General features: G+C 51.6%; 19 protein-coding genes, 1 tRNA gene and 2 pseudogenes. 6 read left to right on the top strand and 16 right to left on the bottom strand.

The window, feature by feature from the left end; all coding sequences use genetic code 11:
• Positions 1 to 53 precede the first annotated feature (53 nt).
• Positions 54 to 998 carry a 2-hydroxyacid dehydrogenase gene (locus K6958_RS17570; RefSeq protein ID WP_249892312.1) on the bottom strand — a complete coding sequence of 315 codons (945 nt, stop codon included), beginning with the start codon at positions 996 to 998 and terminating at the stop codon, positions 54 to 56.
• A gap of 96 nt (positions 999 to 1,094) precedes the next feature.
• Between K6958_RS17570 and K6958_RS17565 the strand changes: the two genes are divergently transcribed.
• A complete protein-coding gene (locus K6958_RS17565) occupies positions 1,095 to 1,910 on the top strand; it encodes a LysR family transcriptional regulator (RefSeq protein ID WP_249892311.1) in 816 nt (271 codons plus the stop codon).
• Positions 1,911 to 2,259: 349 nt separating this feature from the next.
• Here K6958_RS17565 and K6958_RS17560 read toward each other — a convergent pair whose 3' ends face one another.
• The 8 genes and pseudogenes from K6958_RS17560 to K6958_RS17525 form a co-directional block, all read right to left on the bottom strand.
• Positions 2,260 to 2,580: a hypothetical protein gene (locus K6958_RS17560; RefSeq protein WP_491562433.1), complete on the bottom strand. Its 321-nt coding sequence runs from the start codon at positions 2,578 to 2,580 to the stop codon at positions 2,260 to 2,262.
• A gap of 489 nt (positions 2,581 to 3,069) precedes the next feature.
• Positions 3,070 to 3,642, bottom strand: a complete 573-nt coding sequence (locus K6958_RS17555) for a hypothetical protein (protein WP_249892309.1) — start codon at positions 3,640 to 3,642, stop codon at positions 3,070 to 3,072.
• 12 nt (positions 3,643 to 3,654) lie between these two features.
• A pseudogene (locus K6958_RS17550) lies at positions 3,655 to 4,247 on the bottom strand (phage integrase).
• Between the two features lie 2 nt (positions 4,248 to 4,249).
• Positions 4,250 to 4,432, bottom strand: coding sequence for a YdcA family protein (locus K6958_RS17545; RefSeq protein WP_249892308.1), 183 nt, complete (start codon positions 4,430 to 4,432; stop codon positions 4,250 to 4,252).
• A 497-nt stretch (positions 4,433 to 4,929) separates the two neighbouring features.
• A pseudogene (locus K6958_RS17540) lies at positions 4,930 to 5,295 on the bottom strand (IS3 family transposase); the annotation flags it as partial.
• A gap of 436 nt (positions 5,296 to 5,731) precedes the next feature.
• Entirely contained in the window at positions 5,732 to 5,956 is a 225-nt protein-coding gene (locus K6958_RS17535) for a hypothetical protein (protein ID WP_249892307.1), read from the bottom strand.
• Entirely contained in the window at positions 5,953 to 6,441 is a 489-nt protein-coding gene (locus K6958_RS17530; RefSeq protein WP_249892306.1) for a hypothetical protein, read from the bottom strand. Before K6958_RS17530 ends, K6958_RS17535 begins: the two co-directional genes overlap by 4 nt.
• Positions 6,442 to 6,974: 533 nt before the next feature.
• A tRNA-Ile gene (locus K6958_RS17525) sits at positions 6,975 to 7,050 on the bottom strand.
• Between the two features lie 213 nt (positions 7,051 to 7,263).
• On the opposite strand from K6958_RS17525, the gene mug reads away from it, so the two are divergent.
• Positions 7,264 to 7,782, top strand: a complete 519-nt coding sequence (gene mug / locus K6958_RS17520; RefSeq protein ID WP_249892305.1) for a G/U mismatch-specific DNA glycosylase — start codon at positions 7,264 to 7,266, stop codon at positions 7,780 to 7,782.
• 130 nt (positions 7,783 to 7,912) lie between these two features.
• Here the strand turns inward: mug and rpoD are convergent, their stop codons facing one another.
• The 3 genes from rpoD to rpsU all read right to left on the bottom strand — a co-directional run bounded on the left by rpoD (position 7,913) and on the right by rpsU (position 12,120).
• On the bottom strand, positions 7,913 to 9,757 hold the full coding sequence (rpoD, locus tag K6958_RS17515; RefSeq protein WP_249892304.1) for an RNA polymerase sigma factor RpoD: 1,845 nt from the start codon (positions 9,755 to 9,757) through the stop codon (positions 7,913 to 7,915).
• 280 nt (positions 9,758 to 10,037) lie between these two features.
• On the bottom strand, positions 10,038 to 11,783 hold the full coding sequence (dnaG, locus tag K6958_RS17510) for a DNA primase (RefSeq protein ID WP_249892303.1): 1,746 nt from the start codon (positions 11,781 to 11,783) through the stop codon (positions 10,038 to 10,040).
• A 121-nt stretch (positions 11,784 to 11,904) separates the two neighbouring features.
• Entirely contained in the window at positions 11,905 to 12,120 is a 216-nt protein-coding gene (gene rpsU, locus K6958_RS17505) for a 30S ribosomal protein S21 (RefSeq protein WP_001144069.1), read from the bottom strand.
• A gap of 301 nt (positions 12,121 to 12,421) precedes the next feature.
• Here rpsU and tsaD point away from each other — a divergent pair, with 301 nt between their 5' ends.
• Positions 12,422 to 13,438, top strand: a complete 1,017-nt coding sequence (tsaD, locus tag K6958_RS17500) for a tRNA (adenosine(37)-N6)-threonylcarbamoyltransferase complex transferase subunit TsaD (RefSeq protein ID WP_249892302.1) — start codon at positions 12,422 to 12,424, stop codon at positions 13,436 to 13,438.
• Between the two features lie 50 nt (positions 13,439 to 13,488).
• On the opposite strand, the gene K6958_RS17495 is transcribed toward tsaD, so the two are convergent.
• Positions 13,489 to 13,776 (bottom strand): hypothetical protein, encoded by a 288-nt coding sequence (locus K6958_RS17495; RefSeq protein ID WP_249892301.1) that lies wholly within the window; start codon positions 13,774 to 13,776, stop codon positions 13,489 to 13,491.
• A 402-nt stretch (positions 13,777 to 14,178) separates the two neighbouring features.
• Positions 14,179 to 14,778 (bottom strand): glycerol-3-phosphate 1-O-acyltransferase PlsY, encoded by a 600-nt coding sequence (gene plsY / locus K6958_RS17490; RefSeq protein ID WP_249892300.1) that lies wholly within the window; start codon positions 14,776 to 14,778, stop codon positions 14,179 to 14,181.
• Positions 14,779 to 14,885: 107 nt separating this feature from the next.
• On the opposite strand from plsY, the gene folB reads away from it, so the two are divergent.
• Together folB and bacA are read left to right on the top strand one after the other, a co-directional pair.
• Positions 14,886 to 15,245 (top strand): bifunctional dihydroneopterin aldolase/7,8-dihydroneopterin epimerase, encoded by a 360-nt coding sequence (folB, locus tag K6958_RS17485; protein ID WP_249892299.1) that lies wholly within the window; start codon positions 14,886 to 14,888, stop codon positions 15,243 to 15,245.
• Between the two features lie 173 nt (positions 15,246 to 15,418).
• Entirely contained in the window at positions 15,419 to 16,237 is an 819-nt protein-coding gene (gene bacA / locus K6958_RS17480) for an undecaprenyl-diphosphate phosphatase (protein WP_249892298.1), read from the top strand.
• Positions 16,238 to 16,288: 51 nt separating this feature from the next.
• Here the strand turns inward: bacA and K6958_RS17475 are convergent, their stop codons facing one another.
• Positions 16,289 to 17,524 carry a multifunctional CCA addition/repair protein gene (locus tag K6958_RS17475; protein ID WP_249892297.1) on the bottom strand — a complete coding sequence of 412 codons (1,236 nt, stop codon included), beginning with the start codon at positions 17,522 to 17,524 and terminating at the stop codon, positions 16,289 to 16,291.
• A 189-nt stretch (positions 17,525 to 17,713) separates the two neighbouring features.
• The gene (locus tag K6958_RS17470) at positions 17,714 to 18,334 is read right to left on the bottom strand and encodes a TIGR04211 family SH3 domain-containing protein (protein ID WP_249894726.1); all 621 of its coding nucleotides are present in this window, start codon (positions 18,332 to 18,334) and stop codon (positions 17,714 to 17,716) included.
• Positions 18,335 to 18,542: 208 nt separating this feature from the next.
• Between K6958_RS17470 and K6958_RS17465 the strand changes: the two genes are divergently transcribed.
• On the top strand, positions 18,543 to 19,847 hold the full coding sequence (locus K6958_RS17465; RefSeq protein ID WP_249892296.1) for a CYTH domain-containing protein: 1,305 nt from the start codon (positions 18,543 to 18,545) through the stop codon (positions 19,845 to 19,847).

The following is a 19,847-nucleotide window of genomic DNA, read 5'->3' as shown; positions in this document are numbered from 1 at the left end:
AGCTACCTCGCTCTCTTATTTTTTAGCCAGGGTCAAAGGGGCGCCGCGCCAGGTCAGACTTTATTAGGCGGCGTCTCTCCGTTAAAACAGGCGGCCAGATTGCGCAGGACGATGTTGCCCATTTCCAGGCGGGTCTGCTGAGTAGCACTGGCGCGGTGCGGTTGCAGCGTGACCTGCGGCAGCGTAAAAAAAGCTTCCGGGACATGTGGCTCATTGGCGAACACATCCAGCCCAGCTCCGGCAATGCGCTTATGCACCAACGCATCAAGCAGCGCCGCCTCATCCACCAGCTTCCCGCGGGCAATATTGATAAAGAAGCCGTCGCTTCCCAGCGCATCCAACACCGAGGCGGTGATCATCACCTTGCCGCTGTCCGCCGAGGCGGCAAGCACCAACACGTCCACTTCGCGCGCCAGCGCGTGCAGATCGTCGATAAAACGCCACGGCAGCTCCGGGCGCGGCGTTCGGCTGTGGTAAAGCACTTCCATCCGAAAAGCCTCGGCGCGGCGGGCGATCGCCGTGCCTACCTGGCCCATGCCGACGATCCCCAGCCTGGCGCCGGTGACCTTACACGCCAGCGGCAGCGGGGTTTCCGGCCAGCGGCCGGCGCGCAACACCATTTCCGCCTCGCTCATCCGACGTAAAGTGGCGATCAACAGACCAAACGCCATATCGGCGACATCATCGGTCAGCACGCCGGGCGTGGTCGTCACGGCAATATTGCGACGCGCGGCATGGTTTAAATCCACCGCATCCGTACCGATACCGCTGATGGCGATGATTTTAAGCGCGGGCAGCCGATCCATCGTGGCGTTATCCAGGCCTTTCGCTCCGCCGGTGACCACGCCCTGAATAAGCGGGCCGATGTCATCAAGCAGGGCGCTGGCGTCGGTGGCCTGATAAAGACGATGAAGCTGATAGCGGGCCAGCAGCTGCCGATCAATAGCCTCCGGCAGCGGCTGCGTTAGCAGGATATGAACGGGCGAGGAGTCTTTCATAGGCGTAGTCCATTTAATAAGGTTAGACCCAGCATGGACGGCCTAATAATACCTGTCTAATATAAACCCGGTATGCATTGATATAAGAATTGAATAATGGAACTGCATCAGCTGAACTGTTTTCTGGCGGTTGCCGAAGAGCTTAATTTCAGTCGCGCGGCGGCGCGACTGAATATGACCCAGCCGCCGCTTAGCCGTCAGATCCAACTGCTGGAAAAAAGCCTGGGCGTGATCCTTTTCGATCGTAATAACCGTCACGTTCAGCTGACCGCCATGGGCGCGCAGCTGTTAAAAGAGGCGCGGCTGATATTGAAGCTAAGCGATCGGCTGGCGCTCTCTTTGCAGCAAAGCGCGGCCGGCGAGACGGGCAGTTTGTCGATGGGTTTTACCGCCGTGTTCTCGTGGGCATTTATTCCCAACCTGCTTAAAGAGATGGCGGTGCGGCTGCCAGGCGTGACGTTCGATCTCTATGAACTGGTATCGAATAAGCAGATCGCCGCCTTTCCCAGCGATCATCCTTTAGCTCGTAAACGTAAAATTCCGCTGGCGGCTTTTAACCATGAACCTTTCTTTTTATATGCGAAAGATGAAGCACGCTATTTTTACGATCGCATTACCGATCTATTTGTTTTTCACCAGATAATGCCGGATTACAAATATCAGCTGGCGCAAACCCATACCATTCTGGGAATGGTCAACGCCGGTTTGGGCTGCGCTATTGTTCCCGCCTCTTCAAAAACGCTTGGCTTTGCCAACGTGACCTTTATGACCCTTGAAGATGTGAATATTCAGGCGCTTAATTTCCTGGTGTATGCCAAAGATAATCCCAATCCGGTTTTAGCGCATTTTTTGAAGGCGATAACAGAATGGCATGCGGAAAGCGGTGAGGGGGCTATAGCTCCTACAAAATAATTGCTAATGAGAGGAAACAACCGTTACATAGCAAAGATGCTCAAAACGCACCGCCCGGAAGATAAAGTTCAACGAGGGGATCGGTAAGGTTGAACTCGCTTTTTATCCCAGGCGAGCGATACGTGATCTGGCCTCGTCAAGGTGACGGCGTAATGTATCAAGGCATGGAGCGAATCCCATAGGCAGAATATCGTAGGCCGGCGCGAGATGATACGGGCGACCTCCGCATCAAGCGCCCGCAGCGAGAAGACGCCGATACAACCCAGTGGGCCAACGCGGTCGAATCGGGGGATCTCAAGGAAACGTTGACCATCAAAATCCAATACCTCTGTTTCCACACCAAGCACTCTCAGCGCCAGCGCGGGGTACACAGTAGCGCGCTTAACTGGAGTAGGTCCGGCATCTTCAGGAAACGATCTCGTGCTTGTTCCCCTACCAGCAGGTTGCCGATAGCATCGTGCCCCTGTGCAAGCAACGCCCTGATTACATCGGCGTCTGCCCATTGCTCTGGATTCGCCGACAGGCCGAGCTCAGCCGCATACGTTGATGCATAGGCTCGCCCGAGATACCCCTGTGGTCGCATGTCAAACAGCCACCACGGCAGCCCGTCGCTATGGAGACTCACGTTATCAGTCTGTACCATGACAAATCCTTCTGGACGAACCGGAATTAGCTCGCCAAAAGGCTTAACGCATCCTTCATCGGTAATGCGGTAAATGGGCGCAGATCTGAATCCGCGATAGGCATCGCGTAGAGCATATTGAATAGATGGGCCAACCCCGATTCGAACAATGTCATCGCCGATCTCTCACAATGCACGTGACACCGTTGGCTGGCTAACACTTATTACTTCAATCAGTTGCCGAGCATGCATCGGCCCCAGGCTAAGCAACCGGCGTATCGTATCAGAGCGAGTAGGCATAATGTTGAATCGCTTTTTGAATAGATAAATGAATAGATAGGTGAATGCCTACCCTGCCATTTAATTGGTAACGGGTTACCCGCAGAGAGAACTGGCGAACGGGTAGAATCACCGGTGTAGATGAAATGAATGCGCTGGAGTTGGACCTGCTGTTAATGCTGTATTAATGCACTTGAGATTGCTGGGTGTTGTATGAATAGGCCTGCTGCCATTTTGCTGCCAATCACTATCAAAGGTTCAGCGAGCTAATATCTGCATCCAGTCGGGGTTGTTTAGAATGCGATAGAAGGGAAACAGGCGATCTTTAACCTGCTCTAAAAGCTTATCTTCACTCATTTCCGAAGCTTTAGAACTAAACACCGGAATCGCCTCATCGTAGAGCTCCCAATAAAAACTTGATAAAACATTTGTTATACGGGCGAAAGTTCTTGGTGGGTAGTCTAAAAAGTAATGTGTAAAAAAAGAAAGCCGGCTTTCGACTTCATATGCGGATGAGGATGCTATCAACTGACCCAACTTCAGACGAAGCCAGACAAGAGCACTGAAATGAGGGGGCGGATTTTGAATGTTCTGCTCAAGTTGGTAAATAAGCAGATATTTCTCCACCTCAAAATTATCAAGTACAGAGTCGAGTCCCAGCGAGGCCAGTATTAGAAGTGTTTCAGAGTTTGTTCCAGACATAATCTCGCTTTCGGCCCATGTAACGACAGCTCTACAGAACGCGTCCGACTGAATTACTTCCAATGTATTGCTGAATACTTTCAGGCAAAGCAGTTCCTGCAAGCTGTATTTGTATTCTGGGTTTTCCATATTGAATACCGATTAATCCATATTTGTTAGTGGGTTAAGTAAAATAGCATCATTGAGATGGTCCGGTGCGAAATGAGCATAGCGCATCGTCACCTTGATATCAGTGTGTCCAAAGATACGCTGCAGTACAAGAATGTTACCCCCGCGCATAATAAAGTGGCTTGCAAATGTATGCCGTAGTAGGTGTGACAACTGCCCGTCAGGCTGTGCAATTCCTGCGCGTTTACGGCTTTTACCCGATCAGAGCGTGTGATTTTCTCCCTCAAACGTTGTTCGCGGTAGGTTGCAAAAAGCTTGGCGTTAAATTCAGTAGCGAGAGGGTTGCCCAGGGCAAAGCAGGCAAATTCCATCGCCCCCTTACGCTTGAGGCCGTCAGAGAGTGTGACTCCATGGGCATTGAACCAGGTTTCAACAAGGTCAGTAACTCGCTGCTTATCTGCTTTCTCTCCTAACCAGGGCTTATCCTGTGCCTGATCCTTGATGTGGCGCTCAAAAGCCATGGCTTCCCCCTTAGTGGCGAATTAGCGACGGATACGCCGCCCATCTCTACCATTGGGAAAGTCCTGAGCCTGCCACTTGCCATTAGCGAGTTCTGAAAAAGCCATAATCAGTTTTTTGTGCAAATTCGTTTTGATTTACTGATAGTGCCGTCATTGCAAACAAATTTGCCATCAGATGTGCAGTGTGAGACGCCACCTTTTTTCCCAGAACATGGGTAATTGCGTGCATATGATGGCTGTGTTGCCAAAAAGACTAATACTAACGTTATTATTGCCGTTAATTTTTTCATGCTCGTAGCCTCAACTTATTTCTGTATAAAGTCGTATTTGTTCATTCTGTAAATGCTGTTTTGCTGATTACGCTACTGTTAAGCTCAATATCTGATAGGGTGCATTCAAAGGATACTGGGCCATTCTCTACACCTAAGCGTCCGCCAGGAAGGCGATAAACTTGCCTGATGTTCAGAAAATATTATATTTTAATCAACCAGATACCATCGTTGGTTTCTCCCTTGAACTCATCCACTAGATAGAAAGCTTTTTCAAACTTCACAAGGAACGGGGCTGCGGCATCCTGGGGTATAAGGCAGGAATTATAGCAGGCCTGTTTAGAGGATGAGTAAATCCCGTTTGAGATTTCTTTCAATTGCAAAAGCAATCCGCAGTCATTGATTACTTTTGTGGAGTGTGTGCCTTGCACTGTAGTGAGCCAAAGCACAGATGCACTGGTATCAAGATGACATGCAATAAGCCAGTCTGATCCTACCCACGTAATGTGGACACGGCCCTAAGCGAGATTCAGATTTTCAAATTGTTCCGGGCTGAGTCCGCCACAGGCACTGTGGCGGCGCCACCGATTGTAATCACACACGATATAATTAAACACCGTCGTCCGCATCATTTCCCGGCTGATAAAGCGTTCACCGTGGATACATTCGACTTTCAGTGAGTGGAAGAAGCTTTCCGCACAGGTATTATCGTAACAACAACCCTTTGCACTCATGCTACCGCGCAGGTTATGCCGCTTCAGTAGCGCCTGATAATCCGCTGAGCAGTACTGCCCACCACGATCTGTGTGAACGATGACATTTTCCGGGCGCTTACGTCGCCACAACGCCATCTGTAGCGCATCACAGGCCGGCTGTGCCGTCATGGACAGCAATGATGCGCATCAGGAGATGATGATGCAGTACCTGTCGAACCCGGAGCTTGCCAGAGGCTTTGCACGCGTAGTGTTTGATATGTTGAAAGGGGGATAAAGACTTACCGCTTTGGTCTGGTAAAGGGATAATTAGTTCGATGCAGGTGTATTTGGAAAAAATCCATATTAAATAATAAACATATAATTGACGGCTATACGGCCGTCAACTACATTAGACTTACGTTCAGGCTGTGTTAGTAAATGCCCAATAGATATCAATACCATTTATTGTATTTTATATATATAAAAGAAACCAAAATAATCCAAATAAAACTAAGAGGTGCCGCATAACCAGGGATAAAATGCACAAAAACATAAACGCCGGCCAAAATAATAACAGCAGGTATTAAATAAAAAAATGACTGAATAATCCATAAGATTGCGCGCTTCATTTGCGTAAAAGCTCATATAAAGCATCTGCAATTTTTTCTTCGTTGTTATCTCCTGAATTTACCTGGTAAATTATTTCAGACATTTGAGGCTCAATGAGAAAGTAAAGCATTTCGATGTTTTCTTTGCACAAAGCTTGATAATATGAATGATCCAGAAATTTTAGTGTGTTAGCGGCTGATGCGGCTACTTGTGCCTTAGCATAAAGCGTAGTTCCGTTCACAAACCATGTTGAGAAAGAATTGACAAGTCTAATATGATTTTTTTAAATTCTGCGCTGCTAAGCACTAAGTTAGCAATTGTCATTGATAAAGCTAATTTGCTGGCTTTGGTCGAAGCGTGCTCTGCTGCTTTACCTAACACTTTTTGGATGTGAGATACAAGATTTTTGCTTTTTTGATCGCCAAGCTTTGTTAGCGTTTTACGAAAATAAATTTCGACCATATCCAGGGCTACATCATTTCTTTTATAAATTTCACCCAAAGCAAGAACTAACCTTTTATCCTCTCTCCATGTGTCACGACAAGAGCTGCGATAATATTCATTTGGGACAAGACATGAACCATAATTGATAAGACGCTGTCCACCCAACTTTATCTTTTCAATGGTAGATATATGATCTGCATGAATATCTTTCAATGAATGAGTTAATGCGATAGCTAATTGCTTATTAGCCTGCATCTTCAATTGCAAATAGGTCTGTGACATACCTCAGCTCCTTGCTGTATCATTTACTCAATTTTTGATCATGTTCGCCAACGAGGGCAAGAAAGAAGATGGGGAAAACTAAAAAAACGCTGATTTATGTTACTGCAGTGATTATTTTCTTTCTAATTATACCGGAAATTATTCTCCGAGTATTAACCTCCGGGCAGCTCGCCAGGGTTAGCGATTTCACCAGTTTAGGAGGTTTATTGAATCCTCTACTTTCGTTGCTTATTTTTCTGGGCCTTTTCTCCATCATTCTGGCCGTTATTACCGTTTCTGTTACAGGCAAAATTTATCGAGCGCTATCACGACCTAAGTGAAATTGAAGCTTTTTAATCGTGTTGGTCAACTCTCATAAAGCTATACATGCATAGAATGCATATTCTTGCATGCGTTCCCTATCCTTGGTCTGATGCTGCTGGCCTGAGTGGCGTGGTTTTGCTTCTGGCGCCAATCTGGCGCCACGTATAAAAGCCCAACAAAAAAGCCACTCCTAAGGGTGGCTCTAAGCTGCTGATTTAACAGCTAAAATCTGGTGGCCCCTGCTGGACTTGAACCAGCGACCAAGCGATTATGAGTCGCCTGCTCTAACCACTGAGCTAAGGGGCCTGTGAGGCGGGATTATAAAGGAACTTGGCGGGGCAATCCAGCAATCGCTAACCGGTTGGTGCTTTTTGCAGCAATTTAATTGATTGAAAAATCTTCATTTCTTTTTCTGTTGGTTAGGCAACAAGCCTGGTCGCAAAAAAGCATCTCTTCCCGACCTGGTTGATAATAATAAGCCACAATAAATGGGTACCAATGAATAACAGGAGAGCAGGGATGAGTGAACATACCATTACCGATATTATCGCGCCCGGTCTGCGGGTGGTGTTCTGCGGCATCAATCCAGGTAAATCTTCGGCTCACACCGGCTATCACTTTGCTTACCCCGGCAACCGTTTCTGGAAAACGCTCTGGCTGGCCGGTTTTACCCGACAGCAGCTAAAGCCGGAAGAAGAGCTTCAGCTATTGGATACCGGCTGCGGTATCACCATGCTGGTAGAAAGGCCAACGAAAGAGGCCAGCGAGCTTTCTACCGGTGAGCTGCGCGAAGGCGGCAAGACGTTGATTGAAAAAATCCAGCGCTACCAGCCTGCGGCGCTGGCGGTACTGGGTAAGGACGCGTTTAAAAAAGCGTTTCGTCAGAGCAAAGTAGAGTGGGGCAGGCAGAATATAACCGTAGGCGATACGGAAATATGGGTATTGCCGAATCCCAGCGGGCTTAATCGCGCTACGCAGGAAAAATTGACGGAAGCGTATCAGGAACTGGAGCAGGCGCTGGCGATGCGTGGACGGTAATCGTCGCCGTGTGCAACAGGTAACGTAAACGCGCCATCGACTCCTTTTAATGCCTGAAGATAAATGCTGCCTGACGCGTAACCAATAAAAAAGGCCTCCCGATGGGAGGCCTTTTTTGCCGTCAGCTTGCTTAGTCGTCCAGGAAGCTGCGCAGCACTTCAGAACGGCTTGGATGGCGCAGCTTACGCAGCGCTTTCGCCTCGATCTGACGAATACGCTCACGGGTAACGTCAAACTGTTTACCCACTTCTTCCAGCGTATGGTCAGTGTTCATATCGATACCAAAACGCATACGCAGCACCTTCGCTTCACGTGCGGTCAGGCCAGCCAGAACGTCATGCGTTGCTGAACGCAGGCTCTCTGACGTAGCAGAGTCCAGCGGCAGCTCCAGAGTGGTGTCTTCGATAAAATCACCCAGATGCGAATCTTCATCATCACCAATCGGCGTCTCCATAGAGATCGGCTCTTTAGCGATTTTCAGCACCTTACGGATTTTATCTTCCGGCATCAGCATACGCTCAGCCAGTTCTTCCGGCGTCGGTTCGCGTCCCATCTCCTGCAGCATCTGGCGTGAAATACGGTTGAGCTTGTTAATGGTCTCAATCATATGCACCGGAATACGGATGGTGCGCGCCTGATCCGCGATAGAGCGGGTAATCGCCTGACGGATCCACCAGGTGGCGTAAGTTGAGAACTTATAGCCACGGCGATATTCAAACTTATCTACCGCTTTCATCAGGCCGATGTTGCCTTCCTGAATCAGATCCAGGAACTGCAGGCCGCGGTTGGTATATTTTTTAGCGATGGAGATAACCAGACGCAGGTTAGCCTCAACCATCTCTTTCTTCGCACGGCGCGCTTTCGCTTCACCGATTGACATGCGACGGTTGATATCTTTTACCTGTTCAATCGTCAGGCCGGTCTCTTCCTCAATCTGCATCAGCTTTTGCATGCTGCGCTGCACATCTTCTTCAACGTCGCGCAGTTTTTCAGACCAGGGCTTGTTCATCGCCAGCGCCGCCTGGAACCAGGTTGGGCTGGTCTCATTACCGGTAAACAGGGTAATGAAGTTTTTCTTCGGCATTTTGCACAGTTCAATACACAGCTTCATGATGATGCGTTCTTGCGTACGCACGCGCTCCATCATTTCACGCATGTTGTTGACCAGATAGTCAAACTGCTTCGGCACCAGACGGAACTGTTTAAACACTTCAGACAGCTTCTGGATCTCTTCAATCGCATCCGCGTGGCTACGACCTTTCGCTTTGATCGTCAGACGCGTCGCTTCATACTGATCGCGCAGCTCGATGAATTTTTCACGCGCCAGTTCAGGGTCGATGCTGTTGTCATCGTCACTGCTGTCGCTGTCATCATCTTCATCTTCGTCATCTTCATCGGCACGCTCTTCTTCAGACAGCTCAGAGCCGACATGCGTCGCGGTCGGCGCCAGATCTTCTTCTGCGTTAGGATCGACAAAGCCGGTGATCAGATCGGAAAGGCGTGATTCGCCCGCCTCAACGCGATCGTACTGTTCCAGCAGATAGGTAATCGCTTCCGGATATTCGGCTACGGAACACTGCACCTGGTTGATACCGTCTTCAATACGTTTGGCGATGTCAATTTCGCCTTCGCGCGTCAGAAGTTCTACGGTACCCATTTCACGCATATACATGCGGACAGGATCGGTGGTGCGTCCGATTTCAGATTCTACGCTGGATAACACTTGAGCTGCCGCTTCAGCCGCATCTTCGTCCGTGTCGGCGCTGTTTTCGTTCAGCATCAGATCATCGGCATCAGGCGCTTCTTCTACCACCTGAATGCCCATGTCGTTGATCATCTGGATGATGTCTTCGATCTGATCGGAGTCGACGATATCTTCCGGCAGATGGTCATTGACCTCGGCATAGGTCAGATAGCCTTGCTCCTTACCACGGGTGACAAGTAGCTTAAGCTGTGACTGCGGGTTTTGCTCCATAAGACGGTATCCACACTTCTGTTAATTTGATTGGTGTCGGGTCGGCTAGTAAGAAGCCAACAATAACAGTGAGGGCGTTTGGATTATTGCCGCTGCCCTCGTAGCGGCTGTCAGGGTCTGCCTGAGTATAAATCGGCACTTAAGCCGCTGAAATTTGCTGTTGAGACTGTAATGCTTATCCTTTTGCACGCCGACCCGAAAACACATTCTCACCGTGGCGGGCAGAATGAAATGCATCGGCGGCGCCAGTACGTCTCTTAATACTGGCGCGATCGCGTAACTATTTTTTTGCCAGCGCCTGACTTAATGAGCGGACTTCTTCGCGCTCTTCAGGGCTCAGTCCATGCGTTCTGGAGCGGGCGATCAGGGCTTCCAGCCGCTGCTCCAAAGCGGAGTCATACATTTTTGCCAGGGAGTCCTGGAACATGGCCTCTACTTCTTCATCAACGATCATGTGGTTCCATGTCGCCAGAGTTTCAAGGTGCTGGCTAAAATTTGTGCCGCGATATAACTCTAGTAGCTGGCCAGTGGTCAGGCCAGGATTTGCGATGCAACTCTTCACTAACTCCATAAAAAGCGGCAATCCCGGCATGTTTAACTGTTCCAGCCCCTGCAACGAAGGCACCATCGTCGCCAGCTGCGGATTCTGCACCAGCAGTCCTACAAGTATACGCATTGTTGTGCGTTTTAGCTGAGGAGCCGCAGGCTGGACGCCGCTTTCCGCCTGTTTTGGCATCAGCTTTTCCAGCTGGCTATCATCCAGAATGCCGAGCATATTGCCCAACTCCTGGCGCATATAAATGCGCAACGTTTCGCCTGGGATCTGACTAATCAACGGCAGCGCCAGGGTGCTTAAACGCGTCCGCCCGTCGCGGGTACTCAAATCCACCTGCGGCAGCAGCGTGTCAAACAGAAAGCTGGAGAGCGGCATCGCCTGCTCCATCCGCGCCTCGAAGGCCGCTTTACCCTCTTTACGGATCAGCGTGTCCGGGTCTTCCCCGTCAGGCAAGAACATAAAGCGTAGCTGACGTCCGTCGTTCATGTAAGGCAGCGCGGTTTCTAATGCGCGCCAGGCGGCTTCACGACCGGCACGATCGCCGTCATAACAGCACACCACGGTATCGGTGCTGCGAAACAGCAGCTGAATATGGTCGGCGGTCGTTGAGGTGCCTAACGACGCGACGGCGTAATCAATGCCAAACTGCGCCAGCGCCACCACATCCATATAGCCTTCGACAACCAACAGCTTTGCCGGTTCAGGATGCTGCTTTTGCGCTTCATACAGGCCATACAGCTGGCGGCCCTTATGGAAAATATCGGTTTCCGGCGAGTTCAAATACTTCGGCGTGCCGTCACCCAATACGCGCCCGCCGAAGCCGATAACGCGGCCACGCTTATCGCGGATAGGAAACATCACGCGGTCGCGGAAGCGATCGTAACTGCGGCCCTGATCGTTGGTGACCAGCATGCCCGCATCCGTTAACGATTGCCGATCGTCAGGATTGCGACCAAAGCGCTTCAGCGCGTTATCCCAACCGGGCGGCGCGAAGCCGATAGCAAAATGCGCGATAACCTCATCGCTTAATCCGCGTTGGTTAAGATAGGTGCGTGCGGCGGCGGCCTGCGGCTGAGTCAGCGCCTGTTGATAGAACTCGGCCAGACCCGTCATCAGCTGATATAAACTTTGGCGCTGATGGCGTTCCAGCTGGCTGGGACCGCTGCCCGCTTCATAGGGCACTTCCAGTCCGTGTTGCGTCGCCAACTCTTCAATGCTTTCGACAAACTCCAGACGATCGTAATTCATCAGGAAATCGATGGCATTGCCGTGAGCGCCACAGCCAAAGCAGTGATAGAACTGTTTCTCACCGTTAACGGTGAAGGAAGGGGTTTTCTCGTTATGGAAAGGACAGCACGCGTGGAAATTCTTACCCTGTTTTTTCAACTTAACGCGGGCATCAATCAGATCCACAATGTCCGTGCGGGCAAGTAAGTCATTAATAAAAACGCGTGGAATTCGTCCGGCCATAAGCCCCGTTTTCTTCGCTCATAAACGAAAATAAGCCGCGCTTCCTTCCGGAAAGCACGGCCTCTAACTTGACTCTGTCTGCGTTTAACACGCGGTGGAAGCGCGAAGCCTCCGAAGGAAATTAGTACAGACGAGTGCGGCGTGCGTTTTCGCGAGCCAGTTTCTTGGCATGACGCTTAACAGCAGACGCTTTAGCGCGCTTACGTTCAGTAGTCGGTTTTTCATAAAACTCACGACGACGAACTTCAGCCAGAACGCCTGCTTTCTCGCAGGAACGCTTGAAGCGACGCAGTGCTACGTCGAACGGCTCGTTTTCACGTACTTTAATTACCGGCATGTAACTCTCACCTCGATAAATTCGGTCTTTTGCTGACGTCAGCGTCAGCTCATTTCAAAATGGTGCGGAATTTTACAACAATCGCGGCTGCGTTGTAAAGCAACATTGCGCTTTTCAAACCAACAGAGCCCCAGGCGGCTGCCGGTTTTTTGCAGGCGAAGGAGTATAGCGTATAGCGCAAAGCTGCGTTCACTATTTTTTCATTTTCCGCTCACAAAACAGGCGAACGTTCCAGAAAATCGCCTCGGAGTGCTGGCTGGCTGTGGTACACTGCGCGCCGCAACAGAGAGGTAAAGCAACCATGCGCGTTCTGGGTATTGAAACATCCTGTGATGAAACCGGTATTGCTATTTATGACGATGAAGCCGGTTTGCTCGCTAATCAACTCTATAGTCAGGTGAAAGTCCATGCCGATTATGGCGGGGTGGTGCCGGAACTGGCTTCGCGCGATCACGTGCGTAAAACGGTTCCGCTCATCCAGGCCGCGCTGAAAGAGGCGGGTCTGCAGGGCAAAGATATTGATGCGGTGGCCTATACCGCCGGTCCTGGGCTGGTTGGCGCCCTGTTAGTCGGCGCGACCATAGGTCGGTCGCTGGCGTTTGCCTGGCAGGTTCCCGCCGTGCCGGTACACCATATGGAAGGGCATCTGCTGGCGCCGATGCTGGAAGATAATCCGCCTGAATTTCCATTTGTTGCGCTGCTGGTCTCGGGCGGGCACACGCAGCTGATCGGCGTAACCGGCATTGGCGAATATACGCTGTTGGGTGAGTCGATTGATGATGCCGCCGGCGAGGCGTTCGACAAAACGGCCAAACTGCTTGGGCTGGATTACCCAGGCGGACCGATGCTGTCACGCATGGCGCAGCAGGGCACGCCGGGGCGCTTTACCTTCCCACGCCCAATGACCGATCGCCCAGGCCTGGACTTTAGCTTTTCCGGCCTCAAAACTTTTGCGGCGAATACCATTCGCGAGAACAGCAATGATGCGCAAACGCAGGCGGATATCGCGCGCGCTTTTGAAGATGCGGTGGTGGATACGCTGGCGATTAAATGCAAGCGGGCGCTGGATCAAACCGGCTTTAAACGTCTGGTTATGGCTGGCGGCGTCAGCGCTAACCGTACGCTGCGCGCGAAACTGGCTGAAGTGATGCAGGCGCGAGGCGGCGAAGTGTTTTATGCGCGGCCTGAATTTTGCACCGACAATGGCGCGATGATCGCCTATGCCGGCATGGTGCGTTTGAAAGGCGGTACGCGCGGCGAGCTTGGCGTTAGCGTCCGTCCACGTTGGCCGCTGGCTGAGCTGCCGGCCATCGCATAATCATGCTGACAGATGCTGTTGTTTAACAACAGCATCTTTAATTTACCGTTTTAGTTGCCCATGATTTTATTAATGAGGCCGCCAAATATCGGGATCATACTGCCAATAAATTCGATTCCATTGCCTATCTGCTCCCCGATGCCTTTACCAATATCCGAGCCAAGTTTTGGAAAGCTTTTTCTGATATCAAAATCGCCCAGAAACGGGATTTTTATTGTCAGGGCGGGCACAAAGGAATAAACCGTGTCGCCCACAAAATCGCCTACCAGCCCGCCGATCTGGCTGATAAAACCGCTGCCGCTGACGGCTAAAATCTCAGGTTGAATTAATTCTCTCATTGTTGTGTCCTCTTTTTTCTTCCGTTGAATACTCATCGCATGATGAGGTGACCTGTTATGCTTTATAAAATCAGGGAGATAGTAGCCGTGTCGTTGCTCAGCAGACAGATGCGGATATAACCAAGCATGGAGAACCGCTATTAACATGGGTTTGCAATAAGGGTTATTCCAGAAAAGGCATATTATTTTTACAAGCGCGACAGTAACGATTAATTCTATTTCACGCGCCGTTCTGCCCTGGAAAAGTTACAGGCAGCGTAATTGTAATAGTAATGCGTTTGCGCGAAGAAATATCTCAGACAGGACTCTTTTCCTTTACCCAGGCCGCAGAAAAATAGGCCGCGAAGTTAATAAGATTTTGCCTGCGGAAAGCGCTGACACAGAGCGTGGCTACGCCCTGTGTTATTTTTTATTTCTTTTTTTCCAGATTTTCGTCTCCTGCCCACGCCATAAACGCTGAATATTATCGTGATGGCGTAACAGGATCAGACAGGAAAGCATCGCTACCGGGAAGGTGAACTGGGGTTTAAACCACCAGACGTAGAAAGGCGCAATAAGTGCGCTAACAATAGCGCCTAAAGAAGAGTAACCGCTGAGCAGCACGGTAAGCAGCCAGGTGCCGGTCATCAAGCCGGTTAAATCCCAGCCGATAGGCGCGATGGCGCCAAAGGCGGTCGCCACGCCTTTACCGCCGCGAAAGCGGAAGAACACCGGATAGATATGTCCCAGGCAGGCGGCAATGGCGGTCAGGCCCAAATAGATTGGCGAAATGCCCAGCGTCCAGGCAAGCCAGACGGGCAACATGCCTTTAAGAACGTCAAACACCAGTACGGCAGCTGCGGCACCTTTGCCGCCGATCCTCAGCACATTGGTCGCGCCGGGATTACCGGAGCCGTTATGACGTGGATCGGGAAGGCCTGCGAGCCGGCAAACTAAAATAGCGCTGGAAATGGAGCCGCACAGATACGCGAAAATAATCATACCAAGCGCGATTGCACTCATAACACCGTTCCGTTTCGTAAGGGTCGTTTTATTCTCATCATCTGTGGATAATACGCATAATTCGCCGGAAGTGGTATCCGGTTAACGCAAAAACAGAGAGTGCCATCATGGATATCGTATTTATTGAACAGCTGTCGGTGATCACTACGATTGGCGTTTACGACTGGGAACAGACCATCCAGCAGAAGCTGGTTTTCGATGTCGAACTGGCATGGGATAACCGCAAAGCGGCAGCCAGCGATGATGTTAACGATTGCCTTAGCTACGCGGATGTCGCTTCTGCCATCATCGAGCATGTCGGGCAGGGGCGTTTTGCCCTGGTGGAACGGGTCGCAGAGGAGGTGGCTACGCTGCTGATGAGCCGCTTTGCCTCTCCATGGGTGCGCATTAAGCTCAGCAAGCCAGGCGCCGTCGCGCAAGCGGCGCAGGTTGGCGTGATCATCGAACGCGGAACGCGTCAGCGTTAGCGTTAGCGGGGACAATTCTGAAATAGATCCAATGTGATTGCTATCACAATGAAACCGAACCACATTATGGCTGTCAAAAACGCGGCGTTACGCTGAGTTGGCGCATTTTCTGGCGGCTACGTTCCTGACGTCCGCTTTTTTAATGGTTCAAACATTAGGGTAGAGGACATTTGATGGCAGATATTCATCAGCTTTGGGTGGCTGCAATCCTTGGCATTGTTGAAGGATTGACGGAGTTTCTCCCAGTTTCATCCACCGGGCATATGATCATTGTTGGACATCTGCTGGGTTTTGAAGGAGATAAAGCAGAAACCTTTGAGGTTGTTATTCAGCTTGGCTCCATTCTTGCCGTAGTCTTTATGTTCTGGCGGCGGCTGTTCGGCTTAATCGGCATCCATTTCGGCGAAGTTAAGCATGAAGGCGTGGGAACCGGGCATCTCACACTGATCCATATCCTGCTGGGCATGGTGCCGGCAGTGGCGATCGGCCTGATCTTTCACGATCAAATCAAAACGCTGTTTAACCCGATCAACGTGATGTATGCGTTAATTGTCGGCGGCGTGCTGCTGCTGGCGGCGGAGTTCTTTAAGCCGAAACAGCCAAAAGCGGCAGGTATCGATGATATTACTTATCTGCAGGCGTTTATGATCGGTTGCTTTCAGTGTCTTGCTCTGTGGCCGGGCTTTTCCCGTTCGGGCGCGACTATTTCCGGCGGGATGCTAATGGGCGTGAGTCGCTATGCGGCTTCTGAGTTCTCTTTTATTCTTGCCGTTCCGATGATGATGGGCGCTACCGCGCTGGATCTGTATAAAAGTATGGGTTTCCTGACGCTGGACGATCTGCCAATGTTCGCAGTAGGCTTTGTCACCGCCTTTATCGTGGCGCTGCTGGCTATTAAGCTGTTCCTGCATATCATCAAACGTATCTCTTTCGTGCCTTTCGCCATCTACCGTTTTATCGTCGCGGCGGCGGTTTATATGGTGTTTGTATAACGCCCTTGCCAGCACGAAAAAAGGAGGCGTATGCGCCTCCTTTTTTATGGCTTAAAGCGGGCGTTGCTGATTTTTTTGCCACTGCTCCAGCGCCACGATGCGGCGACGGGTCAACTCCTCACGCACCTGCAGCCCCTGGAACCCGGCCTCCACGACCTCTTTGGTCGAAACCGCCTGAACAATGCGAAATGCCTCGTTCAGATAGCGTCCCTGTGGATAATCATTGTTTTCCCATCCGGCACGTCCACGCGCATCCGCCTCGCTGGTTTGCGCCAGCTGGTTAACGCGCTGCGGCTTACGCCAGGCATCCATACGATCGAACAGAGCCACCAGCCGCTCTGCGGTCTGTTTTTCAATGGTATGCACCACATCGTGAAACTCCGCCACCAGCATCGACAGATCGCGGATAGCGTTCGGCACGCGCAGACGACGGCAGATATCTTCCACCAGCGGCACGCCGGCGAGGCCGTGGCCTGGATGGCTGGGCCATTTTTCCGGCGGCGTAAGTCCTTTGCCAACATCATGACAAAGCGTAGCGAAGCGCACATCTACTTCCGGCGTCAGCTGAGCGGCGATAGCGACGGTCATCAGCGTATGAATGCCGGTATCAATTTCCGGATGCCATTTGGCCGGCGCCGGTACGCCAAACAGCCGATCGATTTCCGGAAACAGAACGGCCAGCGCGCCGCAGTCGCGTAATACCTGGAAATAGACATGCGGATTCGGCGTGCATAAGGCATTTTCCGTCTCTTTCCAGACGCGCTCGGCGGTTAAATGGGTCAGCTCGCCGTCGGCGGTCATCTCACGCATCAAGGCCAGGGTTTCATCGGCGATACGAAAGCTTAAGTGCGCATAGCGGGCGGCAAAGCGCGCAACGCGCAACACCCGCAGCGGATCTTCAATAAAGGCGGCGGAGACATGGCGCAGCAGGCGTTTTTCCAGGTCTGCGCGGCCCTGATAAGGATCGATATACTGGCCGTTTTCATCCTGCGCGATGGCGTTAATGGTCAGATCGCGCCGTTGCAGATCCTGCTCCAACGTAACATCTGGCGCGAACCAGGTGACAAAGCCGGTATAGCCGCTGCCTGATTTACGTTCGGTGCGCGCCAGGGCATATTCTTCCCGGCTGTCAGGATGCAGAAAGACCGGAAAATCGCGCCCTACCTGCTGATATCCCTGCTCCAGCATCATTTCAGGCGTAGCGCCCACCACGACCCAATCTTTGTCTTTGACCGGCAGCTTCAGCAAACCATCGCGAACCGCGCCACCGACAAGGTATGTTTTCACTACGGGGTTTCTCCAGAGTTCAGCAAATTAATCATCAGGCGTGCCGGCGCCAACCTTCCAGACCGGCAAAAAGAGATATCCAGAAGGAATATTCTGACACAACAATAGCAGAATTACGGGCACGACAGCAGCAGGGCGCGTTATTAGCCCTGCTGCTGTCGTCGTTAGCCAAAAAAGCGTGACGGCTTGTTAGTTCATCCAGCGATTATTCTGCTTGCGCCGTGGGATCATATGCGGCAGCAACAGGCCCAACAGTAAGCCCACGCCCGCGACGCCGCCGCCATACATAAACCACTGCATAATAATGGTGCGCTGTTTGTCATCAAGCTGCACATTGGCGGCATTGACCTTTTTCTGCGCCACGATCAGCTGGTTGCGTAGCTGCTGATTTTCATCCTTCAGACCGTTAATCACGGTATCGCTGGCCGCCACTTTTTTCTGCATATCCGCCGTGCGCTGGTTCCAGCTACCGTCGATATTAGCCAGCTTATCGGTCAGATCTTTCACCTGCTGTTCAAGCTGCGGTACGCGCGTACGCAGGCTGGGTTCGATACTCAGCTGCGCCAGCGGGATCCAGTTGGTTTTACCTTCCGCATCGCGGATCTGGCCATACTGGGTAGCATTATTGGTTTGCAGCAGCGTGACCTGCTCGCCCGCGTTCAGTTTGCCGACCAGGCGATACTGATCGCCCGGGCCGCTACGAACCCAGGTGGATAATTCATCGGAGATATACCGTTTCTCTTCGGCGTGGGCGGGGACAGTAACGCTGAAAGCCAGCAAAGTCAGGCCAATAAAGTGTGATTTTTTCATTCGATATTGTTTTTTCATCTGTTCCGGAAAAATTTTAGGGCACAGTCTGGATAGGCTACGCAAAAATCTGAATGAGAACTATCCTGGTCTCAGACTGATGCAGCCAGGCTCGCGAAAGCATAATAAAGCAGAGACAGCAGCAGGTTATCTGCATTACTCTTCGGTTTATTCCTGATATCTGTGCCAGTGAAAGATTGAATGAAAAATTATGACCATTGAAATCGAGTTAAAGTTCATTGCCACGCCGCAGGCGGCAGAAAGACTGGGTAGCCAACTGGCGGCCTTTCCCCATCAATACAGCGCGCCGCTGGCGTTGACTAACATCTATTATGAGACGCCGGATAACCAGCTGCGCCGCTGGGATATGGGCCTGCGCATCCGCGGCATCGGCGCATCCTGGGAAATGACGCTGAAAGCTGCCGGGCAGAGCATGGGCGGCCTGCATCAGCGCCCGGAATATAACGTTGAGTTAACCCAACCCGAGCTGGACATCGCGCGTCTTCCTGCCGAGATTTGGCCTGAAGGTTGCGATCTGAACGCCTTACAGCAACAGCTTAAGCCGCTGTTTACTACCCATTTCAATCGTGAGCGCTGGCTGGTTACCTGGGGCAACAGTCAGATAGAAGTGGCTCTGGATCGCGGGGAGGTAAGCGCTGGCGAATTCAGCGAGCCGCTTCAGGAGATCGAACTGGAGCTGAAGCAGGGCGAGCTGGCTGATGTGCTGGCGCTTGCCGCTGAATTAGGCAAAGCAGAAGGGTTACGTCTCGGCAGCCTGAGCAAAGCGGCGCGCGGTTATTGGCTGGCACAGGGGAAACCGCAACAGTCGGTGCGCCCGCTGCCGATCCTGCAATTCAAACCCAAATCCACCGTGGAAGAGGGGATGCAGGCGGCATTAACCCTGGCGCTTAAGCAATGGCAATACCACGAAGAGCTTTGGTTGCGCGGTGAGCCCGCGGCGCGCGACGCGATTCTGGAAGCGCTGGAAGCGGTACGCCAGACCTTTTCCCTGTTCGGCGCGCTGGTGCCGCGTAAAGCCAGCAGCGCGCTACGGCAAAAGTTAACCGACCTGATTGAAACGCTGGAAAATGAGTCGCCGACAGCGCAAGCATTATGTTACAGCCCGCGCTGGCTGGATGCTCAGCTTACCTTTTCCGGCTGGTTGATTAACGCGGGCTGGCGTCCTTTTATCGATCAGAAGAATGCCGACCGGCTCCAGGGTTCTTTTAAGCGCTTCGCTGATATTATGCTGGGGCGCGTGGCCGCCGATCTGAAGGAAACCTTCATGACGATACGCCAGCATAACGAGTATCTGGATAAACTGACGCGTCTGTCACGTCAGCTGTTGGCCGTTCGCCTGCTGGCTGGGGCTTATCCGCAGCAGGATGTAGAAAGCTGGCTGTTGTCCTGGCAGCAACTGGCGCAGGCCATTCACGCGGGCCATTATCACCAGCTGGATATGCTGTGCCGCCAGGCGCTTAAGCAGCCGGCATTTTGGCTTAACGGCAATATCTGA

The sequence above is a fragment of the Mixta hanseatica genome, from assembly GCF_023517775.1.
Taxonomy (GTDB): Bacteria; Pseudomonadota; Gammaproteobacteria; order Enterobacterales; family Enterobacteriaceae; genus Mixta; species Mixta hanseatica.
Note: the sequence above shows the minus strand (reverse complement) of the source record. Positions and strands in the feature narration are given on the sequence as shown.

Excerpts from the sequence above, each read along its gene's own strand:
- rpoD (WP_249892304.1), bottom strand. The coding sequence starts at position 9,757 with ATGGAGCAAAACCCGCAGTCACAGCTTAAGCTACTTGTCACCCGTGGT.
- plsY (WP_249892300.1), bottom strand. The coding sequence starts at position 14,778 with ATGAGTGCAATCGCGCTTGGTATGATTATTTTCGCGTATCTGTGCGGC.
- bacA (WP_249892298.1), top strand. The coding sequence starts at position 15,419 with ATGGCAGATATTCATCAGCTTTGGGTGGCTGCAATCCTTGGCATTGTT.
- K6958_RS17570 (WP_249892312.1), bottom strand. The coding sequence starts at position 998 with ATGAAAGACTCCTCGCCCGTTCATATCCTGCTAACGCAGCCGCTGCCG.
- folB (WP_249892299.1), top strand. The coding sequence starts at position 14,886 with ATGGATATCGTATTTATTGAACAGCTGTCGGTGATCACTACGATTGGC.
- mug (WP_249892305.1), top strand. The coding sequence starts at position 7,264 with ATGAGTGAACATACCATTACCGATATTATCGCGCCCGGTCTGCGGGTG.
- K6958_RS17555 (WP_249892309.1), bottom strand. The coding sequence starts at position 3,642 with ATGGAAAACCCAGAATACAAATACAGCTTGCAGGAACTGCTTTGCCTG.
- rpsU (WP_001144069.1), bottom strand. The coding sequence starts at position 12,120 with ATGCCGGTAATTAAAGTACGTGAAAACGAGCCGTTCGACGTAGCACTG.
- dnaG (WP_249892303.1), bottom strand. The coding sequence starts at position 11,783 with ATGGCCGGACGAATTCCACGCGTTTTTATTAATGACTTACTTGCCCGC.
- K6958_RS17545 (WP_249892308.1), bottom strand. The coding sequence starts at position 4,432 with ATGAAAAAATTAACGGCAATAATAACGTTAGTATTAGTCTTTTTGGCA.
- K6958_RS17495 (WP_249892301.1), bottom strand. The coding sequence starts at position 13,776 with ATGAGAGAATTAATTCAACCTGAGATTTTAGCCGTCAGCGGCAGCGGT.
- K6958_RS17465 (WP_249892296.1), top strand. The coding sequence starts at position 18,543 with ATGACCATTGAAATCGAGTTAAAGTTCATTGCCACGCCGCAGGCGGCA.
- tsaD (WP_249892302.1), top strand. The coding sequence starts at position 12,422 with ATGCGCGTTCTGGGTATTGAAACATCCTGTGATGAAACCGGTATTGCT.
- K6958_RS17530 (WP_249892306.1), bottom strand. The coding sequence starts at position 6,441 with ATGTCACAGACCTATTTGCAATTGAAGATGCAGGCTAATAAGCAATTA.
- K6958_RS17470 (WP_249894726.1), bottom strand. The coding sequence starts at position 18,334 with ATGAAAAAATCACACTTTATTGGCCTGACTTTGCTGGCTTTCAGCGTT.
- K6958_RS17565 (WP_249892311.1), top strand. The coding sequence starts at position 1,095 with ATGGAACTGCATCAGCTGAACTGTTTTCTGGCGGTTGCCGAAGAGCTT.